The sequence below is a fragment of the Lysobacter sp. Soil_C_15 genome, from assembly GCF_057657315.1.
The window spans coordinates 175,652-193,623 of record NZ_JBDGIR010000004.1; the positions used below are offsets into that span (position 1 = coordinate 175,652).

Consider the following 17,972-nt stretch of genomic DNA (forward strand, 5'->3'; position numbering starts at 1 on the left):
GCCAATCGTCGACCGGGTCACGCCGGCACAAATCCATTACAAGCCGACGACGCGCGGCTCAGGCCGCATCGACGTCGTCCAGGCGCACGATCGCTTCCAACCCGCCGCCGTCGCGGTTGCGCAGGCTCAGGCGCGCCCCGGCCGAGGCCGCGAGCTGCTGGGCGATCGCCAGGCCCAGGCCGGTACCGCCGCTGTCGCGGTTGCGCGAGCCTTCCAGGCGATAAAACGGCTGCATCACCTGTTCGAGCTGGTCCGGCGGAATGCCGGGGCCGCGATCGGCGACCCGCAGCACCGCCGTGCCGCCGTCGCGGCCCAGCTCGAGTTCGGCGCTGCCGGCGTAGGCCAGCGCGTTGTCGATCAGGTTGGCGACAATCCGCCGCAAGGCGTGCGGGCGGGTGACCAACAGCCGCTCGCTGCGGCCGCTCAGGGCGACCGGACGGCCGGTGTCCTGGTAGTCGTAGACCAGGCTCTGCAGGAACGCGTCCAGGTCGATCCGCAGCGGCGCCTCGGCGGCGCCGTGGGCGCTGCGCGCATAGGCGATGCCTTCGCGCACCAGCCGCTCCATTTCGCCCAGGTCGTCCAGAGTCTTGTCGCGCTGCGGCCCCTCGTCCAGCGCCTCGCAGCGCAGTTTCATGCGGGTGATCGGGGTCTGCAGGTCGTGCGAAATCGAGGCCAGGATCTGCAGCCGCTCCTGGGTGTATTGGGCGATGCGGTCCTGCATGGCGTTGAACGCGGCCGCCGCGCTGACCACCTCGACCGGTCCGGTTTCGCGCAGGCGCGGCCCCTGCCCGGCCGGGCTCAACGACTCGGCCGCGCGCGCCAGCTGCGCCAGCGGCCGCGTCGCCAGGCGCACCGCACCCCAGGTGCACAGCAGCAACAATGCCAACTGCACCGCCAGCACGTAGGGCAGCCAGAGCGCGATCGGCATCGCCGAGGGCTGCACCTGCACGGTCAGGCTTTCGCCGTCGCTCAGGCGCAGATGGATCTGGAACCGCTCCGGCTCGGCCGACACCGCATTGGCCCGCACCGGATAGCGCGGCCCCAGCGCGGCGCCGACCCGGGCCACGAACTCGCGCGCGGTGTCGCTGGCCAGCGGCCCGCCGCTCTGCCCGGGTCCGAGCAGGTAGTGGAAGGTGCGGCGCTTGAGCAACGGCAGCCAGCTCGCGCGCTCCTGCGCCGGCACCCGGTCCAGGATCGCGACCGCGACGGTCACGTCCCGCTCCAGGTTGCTCATCAGCATCGAGGTCGCGGCCTGGTAGCGCTCGTAGAACAACAGCGCGAACGACAGCGCGTGCGCGGTCAACAGCCCGGCGAACAGCACCAGGTACAGCCGCGCCGCGATCGTGCGCGGCAGCAGCCGCCAGCCGCGCGGCGCCGGCGCGTTCACGCCTCACCGCCGATCAGCTCGACCGGCATGCTGAACACATAGCCTTCGCTGCGCACTGTCTTGATGTAGGCCGGCTCGCGCGCGTCGTCCTGCAGCCGCTGGCGCACCCGGCTGACCAGCAGATCGATGGAGCGGTCGAAATGCTCGGCGTCGCGGCCCTGGGTGAGGCTCAACAGCTGATCGCGGCTGAGCACCCGTTGCGGATGGTCGAGGAACACCCGCAACAGGCGGAACTCGGCCCCGCTCAGCGCCACCGCGGTGCCGTCGGGATCGAGCAGATGACGCGCGGTGGTGTCCAGCCGCCAACGGCCGAAGCCGATCAGGCGCGCGGCCTCGCTGATCTGCAGATTCGGCGGCAGCATGCGGGTGCGGCGCAGCACCGCGTTGATCCGCGCGAGCAGCTCGCGCGCGGCGAAGGGCTTGACCAGATAGTCGTCGGCGCCCATCTCCAGGCCGACGATGCGGTCGGTAGGGTCGTCGCGCGCGGTCAGCATCAACACCGGCACCGCGCGGTGCTTGCCGGCGCGCAGGTTGCGGCACAGCACCAGTCCGTCCTCGCCGGGCATCATCAGGTCGAGCACGATCAGGTCGACCGCATCGGCGTCCAGCGCCGCGCGCATCTCGCGGCCGTCGGCGGCGACGCTGGCGCGCAACCCGTTCTTGCGCAGATAGTCGGCGACCATCTGGCGGATCTCGCGGTCGTCGTCGACGACCAGGATGTGATCTACGTGATCCATGCGAGCAACCCTGGAAGTCCTGACGACGGCGCGATTGCCGTTGCGATTATGCCGCGCGCCGCCGCGGCCGTCTCACCCGCGCGCCAGCAGCTCGCGGATCTTGGCGTCGGTGACGTCGTAGTCGCCTTCGCCGATATGGCGGTAGACCACCCGCCCCTGCCGGTCGATCAGGTACAGGGCCGGCCAGAACCGGTTGCGGTACGCGTTCCAGGTCCGGTAGTCGTTGTCCAGCGCGACCGGATACTCGATGCCGTAGCGCTTCACCGCCGCTTGGACGTTGCCGGGTACGCGTTCGGCCTCGTACTCGGGCGTGTGCACGCCGACCACGGTCAGGCCGAGATCGCGGTAGCGCCGATGCCAGTCGTTGACGTGCGGCGTCACCCGGATGCAGTTGACGCAGGCGTAGGTCCAGAACTCGACCAGCACCACCCGGCCGCGCAGTCCCGCCAGGGTCAACGGCGGGCTGTTGATCCAGCGCTCGATGCCGACGAACTCCGGCGCCGGCGTCGGGCGCGCCGGCTCGGCCTGGGCGTCGCCGCGGCAGGCGACCAGCAGCAGGCTCGCCGCGGTCGCCAGCGCCGCCACGGCGGTACGCATCCCATATCGCGGGGCCGGCATGGCTCAGCCCTCCTCGTGCGCAGCCGCCTGCGGCGGGCGTTTGCCGGCGGCTTCGAGAATGAGCTCGGCCACCGCGCCCGGATGCGCCAGCGGCGCGGCGTGGCTGCCGGCGATCGAGCGCAGTTCGGCGCCGATGCGCCGGGCGGTGGCGGTCTGCAACTGCGATGCGATCATCCGGTCCTGGCGGGCGACCAGATACCAGCTCGGCCGTCCCTTCCACGCGGCGTGGGCGACGGTGTCGTCGAAAGCCCGTGCATGGATCGGCAACTGGGCGCGGAACAGCTCGCGCGCGGTGCGTGGCTTCAAGTCCTGGGCGAAGTCTCGCAGCATGCCCTGCTCGTCGATCCGCAGCACGCCGTCGTCGGCGACCAGGTGCGCCAGCCCGGGCGGCGTCGGATAGCCGCGGCCCTGCCCGGCCGTGTTCTGGCCGACGTCGGGCGCGAATGCGGCGACATAGACCAGCGCCGCGACCTTGGCGTCGTCGCCGGCCTCGGTGATGACCGTGCCGCCCCAGGAATGCCCGACCAGGACCACCGGCCCCGGCGCGGCCTGCAGTGCGCGCCGGGTCGCTTCGGCATCGTCGTGCAGCGAGGTCAAGGGCAGGCGCACGCTGACGGTGCGCAGGCCGCGCGCCTGCAGCCGCTTGGCCACCTGGGCCCAGCTGTCCGCATCGGCGAAGGCGCCGTGGACCAGGATCGCGGTGGCGGCGGGCGCCGGCGCCTCGGCGGCGGCAGCGGCGGGCGCGAGGCCGGCACAGGCCAGGGCCAGGCCGAGCACGAGTGCGCCTTGCCGGACGGAAGCGAAAGCGGCGAAGACAGAGCGGTTCATGCTTGAGACTCCAGGTTCGTGGACAGAGGGGACGGCGCGCGGCGCTGCCGCGCCAGGCGGCGCTTGTCGGCTTGCGCCCATTTGCCGACCGCGCGCACCGCGGCGGCGGCGCACAACAGCGCGAACGGCAGCGCGTACAAGGCGTTCATCGGAATGCGCTTGAAGTACGAGAGAGCGAAGATCAGGGCGATGGTCCACACGCCGGCGGTGTGCAGCCGCTTCCAGGCCTGCGCGCTCATGCGCTTGGCCAGGGCATGGAACGAGGTCGCGCTGAGCAGAACGATGAAGGCGTAGCCGATCGAGCCGGGCACGTTGGCCAGCGCGCTGCGGCCGGGCCAGAAGCCCGGATCCAGCTGGCCCAGGCGAACGATCGCGATCGCGTGCACCAGGTGCGAGAACGCGAACGCCAGTCCCAGATAGCGCCGCTCGCGCAACAGCGCGCGAGTCAGTTGGTTCGGCACCAGGCTAACCAGCGACGAGGCGACGAACACGCTCAGGAACAGGGCGAACGAGCTGCGCGCGGTGGCGCGGATCACCGAGCGGACACCGGCGACCGGGTCGGAATGCGCCGCCAGCAGCGCGGCGGACATCAGCAGGACCAGCAGCGCCAGGGCGAAAAACAACGGCCAGCCTTGCAGTCGGAATCCGGATCGGGTTGCGGTCATGACAGAGCTCCTTGAGTGTCGGTAGCGGCGAAAATCACGCCGGCGGCGCGCAGCTGCCGCAGCAGGTCCAGGCCTTGTTCCTGCCAGCGGCGCAGATCGGCGGCATCGCTCAGCCCGGCCTCGGCAGCGAGCGCGGCCAGGTGCCGGCGGCCGCTGGCGCGGCGCTGCGCGATCGCGTTCAACAAGCGATAGGCCGGCGCGGCGAGGCCGGCGAAGCGCACCTCGTGTCCGCGGTCGCGATAGACCAGCAAGGTGGTCGGCTGCGCCGGCGCCTGCGCCGGCAGGAACGCCGGGCCCAGTTCGGCGACCGGCCAGCGGTAGCCCAGTACCCGCGCCAGGGGCGACAGCTGCGGCACGCCGTCGAGCAGATCGGCCTGCGGATCGTCGTCGGGGACGACGGCGTCGCTGAGCGCCAGTTCCTGCTCGATCCATTCGTAATGCGCGAGTTCGGCCAACCAGGCCGGCCACTCGCCGTGCTCGGGCAGGGACCGGATGTAATCGACGAACTCCGCGGCCAGTTGCGGAAACAACGGCGTCCGCGCGCGATGTCCGGCATAGAAACCGCGCACCAGCGCGGTCCAGCGCGGCGCCGGCAAGCTCTGGCGCAGCACCGGGAAGCTGCCGGCCAGCAGGCCTTCGACGGCGTTGAAGAACAACTCGCGGTAGACCCGCAGCCGGCGCGGTTCCAGCCCCGGCGGTGGCGGATTCGCCACCGGGTCGCGCAAGTACCGGGCCAGGGCCCACTGTTGTCGCTGCAGGCGCGCGCTCATCAGGCGGCCTCCGCGACGACCGCGTGGGTGCGCTGCAGGGCGCGGATGCGCTGGGTTTCCTGCAGCAACTCGGCCAGCGGCGGCAGATTGAAATCGCGCTCGAGCAAGGTCGGACGCACGCCGAAGCGGCGGTAGGCCTGGTCCAGCAGAGTCCAGGCGTCCTCGCGCACCGCCGCGCCGTGGGTGTCGATCTTCAGTCCCTCGGCATCGTCGTAGTGGCCGGCGACGTGGTACGAGGCGATCCGCTCGCCCGGCAGCCGGTCCAGGAATTCGCCGACCGCGTAGCCGTGGTTGTGCGCGTTGACGCTGAGGTTGTTGAGGTCCAGCAGCAGATCGCAGTCGGCCTCGGCCAGCACCGCGGCGATGAAGTCCGCCTCGCTCAGCGCTTGGTACGGCGCGGCGTAGTAGGACACGTTCTCGACCGCGATGCGCCGGCCCAGCGCGTCCTGGGCCTGGCGGATGCGCGCGGCGACATGGCCGATCGCTTCCTCGGTGAACGGAATCGGCATCAGGTCGTAGAGATGGCCGTCGTCGGCGCAATAGCTCAGGTGTTCGCTGTACAAGCCGACCCGGTGGCGGTCGAGGAATTCGCGGGTGCGGCGCAGCAACTGCGTGTCCAGCGGCGCGGTGCCGCCCAGCGACAGCGACAGACCGTGCGCGCTCAAGGGAAAACGCGAGCACAGCTCGGCCAGGGCTTCGCCGTAGCGGCCGCCGACGCCGATCCAGTTGTCCGGCGCGCATTCCAGGAAGTCGACCGCGCCGGCGTCCATCGCCAGCAGTTCCGGCAGTAGGCCGCGGCGCAGGCCGAGGCCGGCCGAGCGGGCATCGAGTGCAGTGTCCATCGCAAGTCCTCGGGTTTGTCGCCGCGCGACCCGTGCCGGGCACGGGTCGCGCGACGCTGGGGTTTGCCGCGCTCAGCGGCCGTTGGCGGGCTGCTTGGCGAACAGGCCGGCCGGCATCGGCTTGCCGTTGGCGGCGTAGGTGGCCTTGAGGAACTCGTAGGCCTCGGCTTCGGAAATGAAGCCGTCGCGGTCGCGGTCGATCTTGGCGAAGTCGGCGCCGCGCTGCGGCGCCACGGCGAGGAACTCGGCGCGCGAAACCCGGCCATCGCCGCTACGGTCGGTCTTGGCGAACGAGGCGTCGCCGCACTTGCCCTCGCCGCACTTGCCTTCGGCCTGCGCGGCCTTGGCGCCGGCCTTGCCGCCGCCGCATTTGCCTTCGCCGCACTTGCCCTCGGCCTGCGCGGCCTTGGCGCCGGCCTTGCTGCCGCCGCACTTGCCTTCGCCGCACTTGCCCTCGGCGCCGGCGTGGGCGGCGCCGAGCAGATAGCCCTGCGCCAGCGGCTGCATGGCGAAGGCGGAGCCGCCGAACAAGCCGGTCAGCGCGGTCGCGGCAAGGGCGATGCCGAGCACGCCGGTGGACGCGCGCTTGGCGTGCAGGTCGGAACGGGGCGAGTCGGTATCGGGTTTGCGGGTTTCGGAACGGGCCATGGGATTGCTCCAGTGGAAGCACGGGCGCGCCGTGCGGGAGTCGCTGTTGCGACGGGATCGGGGATGGGGGATGGGCGGAAGCGGGGCGCGCTTCAGGGAGAGGCGGCGGCGAGCGGTTGCGGGCGCCGCAAGCGGCTCTGCGCCAGCAGGACCAGGCCCAGGACGGCCACCGTGGCGCCGAAGGCCGGCAACAAGGGCGCGGTCGACAGGCCTATCGCCAGCGCGGTCCAAGCCCAGGCATTGCGGTCGGCGGCGACCGCGGCCGGTGCGCGGCGTGCGAGCAGCGCGTCCAGGCTGAGCCGGCCGGCGCCGTTGAGGATCAATGGCAGCAGCATCGCCAGGTACAGCAGCGGCAACTTGTAGTTGCCGTAACCCGCGTCGCTGATCGCGTAGCCGCGCCACAGCTCGGCCAGGCTGTCCCAGTGCTGCGGCCAGTGCACCGCGCCGATCGCGACCAGGGTCAGCACCCACAACGCCGCGGCGGCGTAGCGCGTGCCCAGGCCCAGCAGCAGGGCCACGCTGGCGCCGAGCTCCAGGCCGGTCGCCAGATGCCAGTTGAGGTCGGCGCCCAGCCAGGAAAACGGCGGCGGGAAGCGTCCGCTCAGTTCGGCGAACCAGTTCTGCCCGTGCAGCTTCTCGCGTCCGGCTTCGAAGAACTCCCAGGCCAGCAGGGCGCGCAGGCCCAGCGGCGCCAGCCAGCGGCCGACCGCGTCGATGCGGGCCAGGAACGGTGCGCGCGAGGAAGAATCGGGGACGGTCGCGATTGCGGACATGGCGGGCTCCTGGGCGTTGGCGGCTGCGTTTCGGAGCCGCCATTTCGCCCGTGCCCGGTATCCGCACCGTGTCGCCGGGAGCGTGTTTTTGTATCCGGATCCCGGCGCGGGGGGCCGTGGATACATTGCGATACAAACCGGCGCCGGCCACGCCGCAACGGCCGGCGATGCCGCGAGGCTTTGATCCCCGGCTAGCGTTTCGTTAGCGCTGTGCGCAGCCGTCTTTGATCCTTGGCTAACGCGGGCCGGCCTAGGCTGGTCGTGCCGGAGCAGACGCAACCGAAGTCCGGTGCGACTGCGCAACACCCCGGTAGCAGGTCCAGCCCTCGGGCGAGCCAGTCGCCGAGTCAGCGCTCGCCCGTCGCTGGCCTGCTTGGCGGGCCGTGCGGTCCGCCCCGCTTCACTCGCGGCCGCTCAGTAGCCCCGCACCGCTCCGGCCGCACGCCGCGGCGCCGGCGTATCCCTCAGTCACCGCCCGTCCCCAGGAGTCGACCGACGATGGGTATCGACAGCATCATGACCCCCAACCCGGTTTGCGCGCAGCCGGACACCTCCCTGCGCACCGTCGCGCGGATGATGCGCGATCACGACGTCGGCGAGATTCCGATCGTCGACCAGGACCGTCGCCCGCTCGGCGTGGTCACCGACCGCGACATCGTCGTGCGCCTGGTCGCCTCCGGCCAGGACCCGACCCAGATCGCGGCCAGCGACTGCATGACCAGCCCGGCGATCACCCTGGAAGCCGATGCCGAACTCAAGCAGTGCGCCGACCTGATGATGCGCGAACGCATCCGCCGGGTGCCGATCGTCGACGGCGACGGCCGCTTGTGCGGCATCGTCGCCCTCGCCGATCTGGAACGGCGGCAGGAACTGCGCTCCTTGAATACCGAGGTGATGCGCAGCGTGTCGCAGCCGCACTGAGCGCAGTCGCATCGATCGCAGTTGCATCGACCCCAGCGCCACCGCGGCCGGCGGCGCGACGGCCGCGCGCAGGCGCCGCTAGCGGAAGTGGTTAAGCAGAAAACTCTCGGTGGCCTCGATCAGCGCATCGACCTGGCGTGGGCTCTTGCTCAGATTGAACATCCGGTCCATCGGCAGCACCAGCAGTTCGCCTTCGCCGCCGTGGTAGCGGATCAGGCTTTCGGCCAGGGCCGGTTGCGGCGCGCCGATTTCGTCGCGGGTGCCCACGGCGACCATCAGCGGGCCGCCGTAACGGGCGATTTCGGCCGGCGGCGACAGGGTGAACAGGCTGACGAAAAACGGCTGCTTCAAGGCGATGGTGCGCCCGACCGCCAGATCGATGGTGGTCGGCGCCTCCGCGCCGGCCAGGCCCTGGCGGATCTTGTCGCGGCCGAAACGCTGGATGAAGGCCGCGCCGACGTCGACGTCCGGGTTCCACAGCGCCAGGCCGTCGAGCGGATAACGGCTGCGCGCGGCCACCGCGGTCGCGACCGCGCCGCCCATGCCCCAGCCGACCACCGCCATGCGCTGCGGATCGATCTTGCCGGTGCCGGCCAGATACTCCAGCGCCTGCACCCCGTCGATCACGTACGCGTCCAGGCTGCCGTCGGCGAACTGGCCGTCGCTGTCGCCGTTGTAGCGATAGTCGATGCGCAGGCTGGCGATGCCGCGCTCGGCCCAGCGCTGCGCGGCGCGCGCGTACACGCCTTCCTTGACCGCGCCGCCGCGGCGTTCGTCGCGATTGCCGGCGAACTCGGGCAACAGCAACACCACCGGCGGATTGCGGCCGCGCTCCGGCAGGCTCAGGGTGGCCGCGACCTTGCGCCCGGCGACGACGAAGGTCACCGGCAGCTCGCCGGCCCAGGCCGGCCACGCGGCGACGGCCAACAAGGCGGCAAGCGCGGTGCGGAGCGAGGGCTTGGGCATGGACGCGGTTTCCAGATTTCGGCGGAGACCGGCCGCCGCAGCGGACCGGTGTGGACGCGATCGCGCCCCGGCATCGGCGACGCCCCCTCGCAGCGCCGAATGCGCGGGGATTGTAACGGTGCCGGCGGCGGAGCGCCCGATGCGATCGCACACGCGCCCTGCGCCGCCGCCCGATGTTCCGCGCGGCGGCGCGGCCGCATCGGGTTCGCCCCCGCTCCCCGCCGCTTGGTCCCGGTGCGCTTCACGCCGGGCCACCGAGGGTGCAGGCTGCGGCGTTGCGACCCGGTCGGGCACCGCACCGGCCGGGTCCGCGTTTCCGACGCTAACGGCAACGCGCGTACAGTGCCTGCGAGCACCGCATCGCCCTCCCACACCCAGGCCGCATGAGCATCGAAATCCGCCCCGCCCGCTGGCCCCAAGACCTGGACCTCGTCCGCGAGTTGTTCCGCGAATACGCGCACAGCCTGGACGTGGACCTGGCGTTCCAGGACTTCGAGCGGGAACTGGCCGGCCTGCCCGGCAAGTACGCGCCGCCGCAAGGCGAAGTGCTGATCGCCTGGCGCGACGGCCAGGCCCTGGGCTGCATCGGCCTGCGCCCGCTGGCCGGCGGCGACGCCGAGATGAAGCGCCTGTACGTGCGCCCGCAGGCGCGCGGCGAGCAACTGGGCCGGCGCCTGGCCGAGCTCGTCTGCGCGCGGGCGCGCGCCGCCGGCTACGCGCGCCTGTGCCTGGACACGCTGCCGAGCATGGCGCCCGCGCAAGCGCTGTACCGCTCGCTGGGATTCGCGCCGATCGCGCCGTACGCGTTCAACCCGGTGCCGGGCACGCTGTTCCTCGCCCTGGCCTTGCAGGACGGCGCGCCCGCGCCGGCGCCCGAGGCCGGCGCGGGGAAGGACTGATCAGCGCCTGGCCTGGCGTTCGATCGAGTCGGTCACCAAGGCCGCCAGCGCATCGGCCTGGACGTCGTTGAAGATGTCGTTGTGGCTGCGCGAGACCGTGTCGCGGCCGGCGATCACCCACACCGGCTCGCGGGTCTGTTTCAGGCATTCCGCGTCGTTGGCGCCGCGCGCGGTGATCAGGAAACCGGCGCGGCCGGCCGCCACCTTCGCCGGCACGGTGCGCTGGCAGCCGCGCCAGTCGGTCTGCGGACAAGGAGCGCCGACGCCGCAGATTTCCGCGGTGTGGGTCTGCTTCGACTCGCTGAACCCTATCGGTGTGCCCTTGAACGCGAGCCGATGCAGGAACCCGACCGCGGTGTCGCCCTGCGCCTGCAGCACCACCAGCTTGCGATGGCTGCGGTCGAGGAATTCGAGCTGGCGCTTGCTGTAGGCGGTGTCGGCTGCGCTGCCTTCGAGCTGGATCAGCGCCGAGCGTTGCGCCGCCAAGGCCTGCGTGAGGTCGTACCGAAGGCCGTCGAACTCCAGTTCGGACACCGCCGGGTTGAGCATGATGTATTCCGAACCGTCCAGCGCCGGGCCGCTCAGGTTCAGGCGCATGGCCTGGAACAGCGCCGAGCCGCCGAGGCTGTGGCCGATGATCACCAGCGGCCGCGCCGACTGCTGCGCCTGCAGTTCCTGCAACAAGGCCACGATCTCCTTCAGCCCATTGCGCCCGACTTCGGTGGAGGCGCGCTTGCGCGGCCAGATGGTCGGAAAGTCCAGCCATTGCGCCGGCAGGCGCAGGTCGTACTCGTCGCCGCGCCAGCCGACGTATAACCCGTCGACGCTGTCGACCGGTACGCCGGCTTCGCCGAGCCGGCGTTCGAGCTTGGCCAGGAAACCGGTGAAATCGCGCAGGTTGCGGTCGTCCTCGCTGGCGTCGTGGTGCCAGCCGTTGACGAACACCACGATCGGCTCGCGGGTCGACTCGTCGCCGAGCCAATGGCGCAGGCGCTCGCGCTGCTCGGGATGGAACAGGTTGCCCTTCTCGCTGATCTCGATCGTCATCAGCTGCGAGCGGCTGCCGACCTGCCTGGCGTCGTGCACGCCCCAATAAGCCTGGTCGGGATAGGTGACGCAGCCCGCGCCGGCCAGGCCGCCCAGGATGCCCAGGGCCGCCGCGATGATTCGTGCTTTCATGTTTCCCCCGTAGGCCGCTGCGCGGCCGCTTGCCGACGTCCTCGTCCGGCCTGTGCGGCGACGATGCGCAGCCCAGGCTCGATATCGCTAACGTGCGCGCGGTGCGGGAGCGGACAATGGGCTGTGCGGTGGCCACGCCGCGCGCGGGCATCGACGCCGGCCTCGGCGGCGTTCGCCGCGCAACGCGAGCCGGTTCGAAGCGCTCCGGCAGGCCGGCGCCCACGCGCACGCAAGGCGCGCGGCGCCGGGCGCGGCGGATCAGCGCGGCGCCTGCTCCAGCTCGGCGCTCTTGCGCTCGAACTCTTTCACCACCGGATCGTCCGAGCCGTAGTGCTTGGCCAGGAAGGCGCGCAGCGCCTCGCGGTACTCGGCGCGGAAGGTCGGATTGCCGGGGCTGGCGGCCAGTTGCGCCGCGGCCTGGTCGACCGCGGCGCGGTCCTCGATCAGCGCCTGCCGCGCGCCGTAATCGGACCGATCGGACAGGATGACGATATTGCGCTCGAAACCCGGCACGTACTTGGCGACGAAGCGCTCGCCCTGGGGCGGGATCAGGATCGCGTTGCGGACCGGATGGATCGCGGCCGACAAGGTGTCGAAGGCGAGCTCGACCTCGCGCCCGTCGGCGGTCCGCAGCACCGCCGCATAGGCGTAGACCGGGCTGTTGTTGAGCTTGGCGCTGGTGCGCTGGCTGCCGGTCACCACCGCCGAGCCCTCGGTGCCGACTGCATTGAGGAACCAGGCATTGAGGTAGCGGCCGGCGAACAGATTGGCCTGGGCCAGCAGCAGGAAGGCGATGCTGATCCCGCCCCACCAGCCGCGGCCGCGCCGGCGCCCCCACAGCCAGCCCAGCCCCAGCCCCAGCCCGCACAGCAGCACGAAGGCCCAGAACGGGTGGTGGGTGAGGAAGTACAGGACAGCGGACAGGACGGCCATGCGGGGATTTCCGAATCGACTTCCCCGCGCCGGCGCCGGCGCGGGCTGGCGGCTTTGTAACGCGCTGCGCCTGCGCATGCAATGCCGCCCGCAGCCTGCCGGGCGCTGGCGGGGCAAGCCGCGGTCGCGCGCTCGCACCAAAAGCCCCTGGCTCCGCGATAGCAGCCGCGCAAGCCGCGACCGCGCCAGCCCGCACCGTCAACGCCGCTCGTCCCATAGCTCCGAGGTAGGAGCGGCGCAAGCCGCGACCACGCCGCCTTGCATCGGCAACGCCTCGCGCCACGCAATCCACCGCGAGCGGGAGCCCCGCAAACCGCGACCGCGCCATCCATCCCGGCTCGCCACGCTGCGGCGTTCGACACCCCGGTCCGGCCGTCCTCCGCCCCTCCCCGCTCAACCTGTCGAGATGACGAATGTCGATTGCCGCAACCGCCGGACCGTTCTAACGTGGTCCGTCCCGATCGCCCGACGACCCACCGCCCGGCGTCCCGCACGCCGCAGTCCCCTCCGCCCGCGCATGCCCGCGTCCTCGCCCACCGCCGTCCAGATGCTGCAACGGGCGCCCTGCGCCGCGTTGCGTCCGTTCGTGCAGCGCCTGCTGCTGATCGAATGCACCGAGTCGGTGCAAGACACGCATCTGCCCGATACCGCCTCGGCGCTGGCGTTCTCGTTCCGCGAGCGTTGCCTGCTCGAAGACGGCGACGCCGTTCCGGCCGTCGCTTTTACCGGCCTGTACGACCGCCTGCGCGCCCACCGCCATCCGCGCGGCCATGCCGTGGCCTTGGCCAAATTCACCCCGGTCGGCGCCGCGGCCCTGCTGCGCCCGCCGCAGCACGAGTTCGCCGGCGCCACCGTCGCCCTGGACGATCTGTTGGAGAACGACCGGGACGCGCGGCGCTTGAACCAGCGGCTGGCCGCCGCGCCGAACCACGCCGCGCGCCTGGACCGGCTCGAAGCCTATCTGCTGCAGCGCCTGGGCCAGGCCCGGGCCGACCCGCTGATCGGCGCCGCGGTGGCCTGGTTGCAACGCGCTCCGGCCGACGCGCGCATCGACGCCCTGAGCCGGCATATCGGCCTCAGCCAGAGCGCTTTGGAGCGCCGCTTCCGGCGCATCGTCGGCGTGGCGCCGAAGAAGTACGCGACCCTGCTGCGGCTGGAACGGATCCTGGGCCGCTACCGCCCGGGCGCCGACCTGGCCGAACTCGCGCACGCCGCCGGCTACTACGACCAGGCCCATTTCAACCACGACTTCCGCCGCGCGGTCGGCTGCTCGCCCGGCGCGTACTTCGGTACCGCCTGAGTGCGCCGCCTCCGGCGCGGCGGATCCTCGCCCGGCGGATCCTCGCTCGGCTGAGACTCGCCGGCCGAACCAGGCGAGCCGTTTGAGCGAGCCGCTTCAAGCGAGGTTCGTCGGCGGGCTTTTCGGGCGAATCGTCTCTGATGAGCCGGCCGCCTCGGTCGCAGTCGCCACCCAAGCGGCGCCGCGCGCCGAATTTTTACAAGACCCCCGCGCCCGCCGGAATCACAGTACCTCGCGCAGCCGCAGCGCATTCGACCCGACCGAGAGCGAGCGAACGGCAGCGTATGCAACCTTCATCGCAGGCGCCGCATCACAGTTCTCGACCGCCCCATGCGGCCACCGCCTCACCAGGAGCACGCCCCATGAATACCTATGTCCTGCTGTTCCGCCGCAACCGCCAACAGCCGCTCGCCCCTACCGACGAACTGCGCCTGAAGCAGAGCGTCGCCTTCTGGGTCGAGCAGAAGATCGACGCCGGCCACCGCCTCGTCCCGCATTCGCTCAGCCCCGAAGGGCATCACGCCGGTCCGCATTCCGACATCGTCCGCAGCGACGACCTCATGGTCTCCGGCCTGCTGTTCTTCGTCGCCGACAGCTACGAACAGGCCGTGCGCGTGGCCGACTCGCACCCGGCGACGGACTTCGGCTTCAGCGTGGAAATGCGGGCCTGGTCGACGCCGAACCGGGCGGCGGTGGCGGCGGCTAACGCGGCTTGAGGGCTGCGAGCGGCGGACGCGGCGCGCTGAGGGCGGCCGCGTTCGCGGCTAGCCTCGTCTTATTTAGGTTCGATCAAGCTTGGCTGGCGCTTCCGCTCCGCGATCGCCGCAACTCTTCGCTACAAAGAATCCGGACCTGGAGCGAGCTCGGCGCGCCAAAGCTGACGCGACGGGTCTGGATTCAGATAGAAAGCCAAACCTTGGCGGTACTTGAGCTTCGAAATCATCTTGTCGGCGAGAAGCGGCCTGACGCCGTGCGAAAGGACTTCCGTGGATGCGTCCACCACCGCAAACCAATCGGCGAAAGCCGAAACCAGTATTTCCATCCGGGAACTGTTAACGGCTAGCGACGGGTACGGAATCATGTCGTCGAATGCCTCCATCACCAGCCATGGCTTATCGCATGAGATCGAGTACAAGCCATCTTCGGCGTTGATGTCCATGGAACTTACGCCGTCCCCAAGCGCGCCATGAGCCAGCTTCGACAAGATCTCCGCCCCCATGTCGAACGACACGACGATCTTGGCGTGATTTCGCCTTACGTACGAGATCGCCAGGGAATTCATTATATTCAGTGCTCTATGTGGAAAGGCACAGCTGTCGCGTGGCGGACCTTGGCCGACGCCGCCTCGGGGCCGGGTCCGACCGCAGCACAACGCAGATAGAGTTGATCAGCCCGAGCGCGAGCGGACGAGATGCCCCTGGGACGGTCACGTTTGGCGGCACTTCCTGCCCTCCTGGGTCGGGCGCTAAAGACTACTTCAAGCCTTCGTTGGCGCAGACGTAGCACCAACGCCGAAAGCCGCTATCGTAATTTCGGCTATAGCCTCAGATAAATCGTTGTGCGGCAATAAAAAACCTGCCCAGCAAAAATAAGCATTGCGACTTACCAAACAATCTACAAGACATCAGCATCCGAGCAGATAAGCCGGATCTCCCCAACGCCACCAAAATCGACCAGGGCGCGAATCTCGGAGCTCGGCAATCGCTCAAATTCAGCCGCCCAAACAAGTGGCGTTCCGGCCACAATTTTCCCGAAGTCCAACCGAATAGCTAGCTCGTGCACCCAGCTAAACCTCACACTCCGCAAACTCCCATCGCTCGCCTGCAACGTATTTAATACGAGATCCCGACCGGAATTCTCCCAGACCACCCCGTGGAGCTGCGCGTCACACCAGCCCCTCGTGAAATCATCTTCAGTCATTACCTACTTGCCCTACTGGTTTACTCCCAAGAGCTGATTCGGCCCAGGCTGCCCTACGGCAATGTGATGACCGATAATTTTCGCCACTTTCAAGCATGAGATCGGCGACGACATACCCTTCGAAAGCCGCGAGGCCGCACGTTTGACTTCCCTTGAGGATGTCGAGCTATTCCACAACCACAACCACATTCGCATTAGCCCATCCATGCGGATCAAGTGCAGATAAATTCCGCTCGCCGCGTGCTATCGAAGCGAACTCGATCCAACTCGATGGACCCGACGGCGGGTCCTCGCGGATGGTTCGACCAAGACTCCAGCAGCCGCTTCGACTCAAGAAGATCATGGCCCACAAAGAAGACCGAATAGGTTTGCGAGTATTCATCGGCCTCATCGTCGAACGGGCTATCAAAAATCCAGAACCCCGCCCCCTGCTCGCTAGCAAGAATTAGCCGAGGCACATCATAGAATTCTCGATAAGCAACTACCTTCAGCAAAATTCCACGTGGAATCTTCACTTGATCCTTTCCTCCTTCGGCACAGGGTTTGGCTGTGGAGGTCCGAATGAACTGACGCGCCCCCCTTCCGTAATGTTCACGTGACTCCCATTGACTGTACCAGAGCGAGTTGGTTCTGGAGCCACCTCCACAGTGCCTCCATTTGCTCTGACTTCTCCTGCTGTTGTCGGCCGAATGGTGCCATGTGGAACCCCAGCCGCAGCCTCCTCGATCGCCCCCCCCTTGAGACCCAGAAAACTTAGTTCCTGGCTCCGGCATATCACCCTGTCCGCCACGAACAATCACACCGCCGTCGGGAACGTCGCCTGGGGCATGTGGGCCAATCGCACCTCCACTTTCTTCACCTCCATCGGGCTGATTGTATTGCACCGGCACACCCGGGGGTTGACTCAGCATACGCGAGCCAATGTACGCCGCAGTCGCCGCTATCGCGGCTTTTACCGCTGTACGACAGGCGGAACTCTTAGCGCAGAGAAGCCCACCAGTCACAACAATTGGCACAGCTAACGCCTGCCCCATCCTTCCATCAGGGTCAGTAAATCCGAATGGATTGTTATTGGCGTACCAGTATCGGTTGAAGTTTCCGCCGGCACTTACATCGGCAGCCACCGGGTCAACAGAAAGAAATCTACCAATAGCTTCATCGTAGTAGCGCTGCTGCATATAAGTCAGCCCCGACCCGCCATCCATGACGTGCCCGGTATAGCCGACGCCGTCGTAGTTGGGCTTGCCGATCGCCGCGCCGTAGGGCTCCCAGTCGGTACGTTCGATCACCGCGTCCGCGGCGTCCGTGACCGCTGCCGGACTTCCGAGGGCATCGGTGTGCTGGTAGCGCACGATAGCGGGCGTGCCGGCCCAGTCGGTTTCGCGGATAGCCAAAAGCGAGCTGCCGAGGTAGTAATGCTCCAGCGCCTTCTTCGGGCTACCGGCCTCGGTGTAGATCATCTGCCCCGCTTTGTTGTACATCGACAGACGATTGACCACCGCCCAGTCGTCACGCATGGACAGTACGCGGCGACCCAGCGCGTCGTAGCGATAGGCTTCTTTTCCGAATACATGGCGTAGACGATTGCCGTAGTCGAACGCGTAAACCTGACCGTTCTTGTTCTCCAGGTTGCCCTGCACGTCGTAGCCCAGGCCGATCACGCTGGCGCCGCTGGCGTTCTGGATATTGGTCAGTCGGTTGCGGGGGTCGTAGTAATAGCGATGATCCTTCACCCCGCCCAGGGACCAGGACTTGATGTTGTCCAGGGCGTCGTACTTGAAGCGATGCCAGCAGTCGCCGCCGAAGCTGCAGGAACCGGCCGCGGTCAGGCGATCGAGGTCGTCGTAGGCCATCCAGCGGCCGTAGGTCTCGCCGCGGGCGAGATCGAGGATCTCGATGACGTTGCCGTTGGGGTCGTAACGGGTCTGCAGATCCAGCGCGCCGGCGTCGGTGCTGCGCAGCGGCAATTGGCGCGCATTCTGGGTCATCGCGTGGACGATGCCGTTGCCGTAGGTGAACTGCGAGACCGCTCCGTTCGGGTAGTAGCGGACGTTGCTGGCGTAAGTCTGGCCGGTCGTGGCGACCTGCCTTGGCTGCCCCAGGGCGTTGGGGGCGTAGTCGATGACCGTGCCGGTGGGGTAGCTGTGCCAGCGCAGGTGACCATCGGGCTCGTAGCCGTAACCGCTGGACCAGGTGTACCAGCCGGGCTGGGCCTGCGCCTCGGCGGTCAGATTGCGCCGCTTGTCGTAGTTGTAGCTGTTGACGACCGTGCCTTGCCCGGCGCCCTCGTTGCTGGTGGTCACGGTCTTGGCCAGACCGTCGGGGTAGTACTCCCAGCTCTGGTTGCCGCGGCCGTCCGGGAAGCTGAGCGTCTGCAGTCGGTTGCGTCCGTCATAGCTGCGGGTCACCGCGCGTCCGGACGCGGCCGCTTCGCTGCGATTGCACGACGCGGAATCCGGCATGACTGATGATCAAAAATAAGCGCTCCGATCTAGACTCTAGTCAGCGCTCTTCCGCGACATCTCGCGATCCTCAAGGAGTTCGGAGCTTACCTGCCTGACCAATTGCAAGAACTCTTGCAGCGGA

18 protein-coding genes are annotated in these 17,972 nt (G+C 68.9%); 4 read left to right on the forward strand and 14 right to left on the reverse strand.

Annotated features, from left to right (window positions below; genetic code table 11):
- Positions 1 to 58 precede the first annotated feature (58 nt).
- The 9 genes from AC3A57_RS11185 to AC3A57_RS11225 form a co-directional block, all read right to left on the reverse strand.
- Positions 59 to 1,387 (reverse strand): ATP-binding protein, encoded by a 1,329-nt coding sequence (locus AC3A57_RS11185; protein ID WP_487578994.1) that lies wholly within the window; start codon positions 1,385 to 1,387, stop codon positions 59 to 61.
- Positions 1,384 to 2,124, reverse strand: a complete 741-nt coding sequence (locus AC3A57_RS11190) for a response regulator (RefSeq protein WP_487578995.1) — start codon at positions 2,122 to 2,124, stop codon at positions 1,384 to 1,386. Before AC3A57_RS11190 ends, AC3A57_RS11185 begins: the two co-directional genes overlap by 4 nt.
- A 72-nt stretch (positions 2,125 to 2,196) precedes the next feature.
- Positions 2,197 to 2,721 (reverse strand): thioredoxin family protein, encoded by a 525-nt coding sequence (locus tag AC3A57_RS11195; protein WP_487578996.1) that lies wholly within the window; start codon positions 2,719 to 2,721, stop codon positions 2,197 to 2,199.
- A 24-nt stretch (positions 2,722 to 2,745) separates the two neighbouring features.
- Complete coding sequence (locus AC3A57_RS11200) at positions 2,746 to 3,570, reverse strand: alpha/beta fold hydrolase (protein ID WP_487578997.1); 825 nt, start codon at positions 3,568 to 3,570, stop codon at positions 2,746 to 2,748.
- Positions 3,567 to 4,235 carry a hypothetical protein gene (locus AC3A57_RS11205; protein ID WP_487578998.1) on the reverse strand — a complete coding sequence of 223 codons (669 nt, stop codon included), beginning with the start codon at positions 4,233 to 4,235 and terminating at the stop codon, positions 3,567 to 3,569. The genes AC3A57_RS11200 and AC3A57_RS11205 overlap by 4 nt, the downstream gene beginning before the upstream one ends.
- Entirely contained in the window at positions 4,232 to 5,005 is a 774-nt protein-coding gene (locus tag AC3A57_RS11210) for an HvfC family RiPP maturation protein (RefSeq protein WP_487578999.1), read from the reverse strand. Before AC3A57_RS11210 ends, AC3A57_RS11205 begins: the two co-directional genes overlap by 4 nt.
- The gene (locus tag AC3A57_RS11215) at positions 5,005 to 5,847 is read right to left on the reverse strand and encodes an HvfB family MNIO-type RiPP peptide maturase (RefSeq protein ID WP_487579000.1); all 843 of its coding nucleotides are present in this window, start codon (positions 5,845 to 5,847) and stop codon (positions 5,005 to 5,007) included. Before AC3A57_RS11215 ends, AC3A57_RS11210 begins: the two co-directional genes overlap by 1 nt.
- A gap of 72 nt (positions 5,848 to 5,919) precedes the next feature.
- A complete protein-coding gene (locus AC3A57_RS11220; protein ID WP_487579001.1) occupies positions 5,920 to 6,495 on the reverse strand; it encodes an HvfA family oxazolone/thioamide-modified RiPP metallophore in 576 nt (191 codons plus the stop codon).
- 92 nt (positions 6,496 to 6,587) lie between these two features.
- Positions 6,588 to 7,268 carry an HvfX family Cu-binding RiPP maturation protein gene (locus tag AC3A57_RS11225; protein ID WP_487579002.1) on the reverse strand — a complete coding sequence of 227 codons (681 nt, stop codon included), beginning with the start codon at positions 7,266 to 7,268 and terminating at the stop codon, positions 6,588 to 6,590.
- A gap of 498 nt (positions 7,269 to 7,766) precedes the next feature.
- Between AC3A57_RS11225 and AC3A57_RS11230 the strand changes: the two genes are divergently transcribed.
- Positions 7,767 to 8,189 carry a CBS domain-containing protein gene (locus AC3A57_RS11230; protein ID WP_487579003.1) on the forward strand — a complete coding sequence of 141 codons (423 nt, stop codon included), beginning with the start codon at positions 7,767 to 7,769 and terminating at the stop codon, positions 8,187 to 8,189.
- 78 nt (positions 8,190 to 8,267) lie between these two features.
- Here the strand turns inward: AC3A57_RS11230 and AC3A57_RS11235 are convergent, their stop codons facing one another.
- Positions 8,268 to 9,155: an alpha/beta hydrolase family protein gene (locus AC3A57_RS11235; protein WP_487579004.1), complete on the reverse strand. Its 888-nt coding sequence runs from the start codon at positions 9,153 to 9,155 to the stop codon at positions 8,268 to 8,270.
- A 383-nt stretch (positions 9,156 to 9,538) separates the two neighbouring features.
- On the opposite strand from AC3A57_RS11235, the gene AC3A57_RS11240 reads away from it, so the two are divergent.
- Positions 9,539 to 10,054: a GNAT family N-acetyltransferase gene (locus AC3A57_RS11240; RefSeq protein ID WP_487579005.1), complete on the forward strand. Its 516-nt coding sequence runs from the start codon at positions 9,539 to 9,541 to the stop codon at positions 10,052 to 10,054.
- Here AC3A57_RS11240 and AC3A57_RS11245 read toward each other — a convergent pair whose 3' ends face one another.
- Entirely contained in the window at positions 10,055 to 11,233 is a 1,179-nt protein-coding gene (locus AC3A57_RS11245) for an alpha/beta fold hydrolase (protein WP_487579006.1), read from the reverse strand.
- A gap of 258 nt (positions 11,234 to 11,491) precedes the next feature.
- Positions 11,492 to 12,166 (reverse strand): hypothetical protein, encoded by a 675-nt coding sequence (locus AC3A57_RS11250; protein ID WP_487579007.1) that lies wholly within the window; start codon positions 12,164 to 12,166, stop codon positions 11,492 to 11,494.
- A gap of 517 nt (positions 12,167 to 12,683) precedes the next feature.
- Between AC3A57_RS11250 and AC3A57_RS11255 the strand changes: the two genes are divergently transcribed.
- Complete coding sequence (locus AC3A57_RS11255) at positions 12,684 to 13,466, forward strand: helix-turn-helix transcriptional regulator (protein WP_487579008.1); 783 nt, start codon at positions 12,684 to 12,686, stop codon at positions 13,464 to 13,466.
- A gap of 362 nt (positions 13,467 to 13,828) precedes the next feature.
- A complete protein-coding gene (locus tag AC3A57_RS11260; RefSeq protein WP_487579009.1) occupies positions 13,829 to 14,182 on the forward strand; it encodes a hypothetical protein in 354 nt (117 codons plus the stop codon).
- 119 nt (positions 14,183 to 14,301) lie between these two features.
- Here AC3A57_RS11260 and AC3A57_RS11265 read toward each other — a convergent pair whose 3' ends face one another.
- The gene (locus AC3A57_RS11265; protein ID WP_487579010.1) at positions 14,302 to 14,748 is read right to left on the reverse strand and encodes a hypothetical protein; all 447 of its coding nucleotides are present in this window, start codon (positions 14,746 to 14,748) and stop codon (positions 14,302 to 14,304) included.
- An 850-nt stretch (positions 14,749 to 15,598) separates the two neighbouring features.
- Positions 15,599 to 17,848: an RHS repeat domain-containing protein gene (locus AC3A57_RS11270; RefSeq protein WP_487579011.1), complete on the reverse strand. Its 2,250-nt coding sequence runs from the start codon at positions 17,846 to 17,848 to the stop codon at positions 15,599 to 15,601.
- Positions 17,849 to 17,972 lie beyond the last annotated feature (124 nt).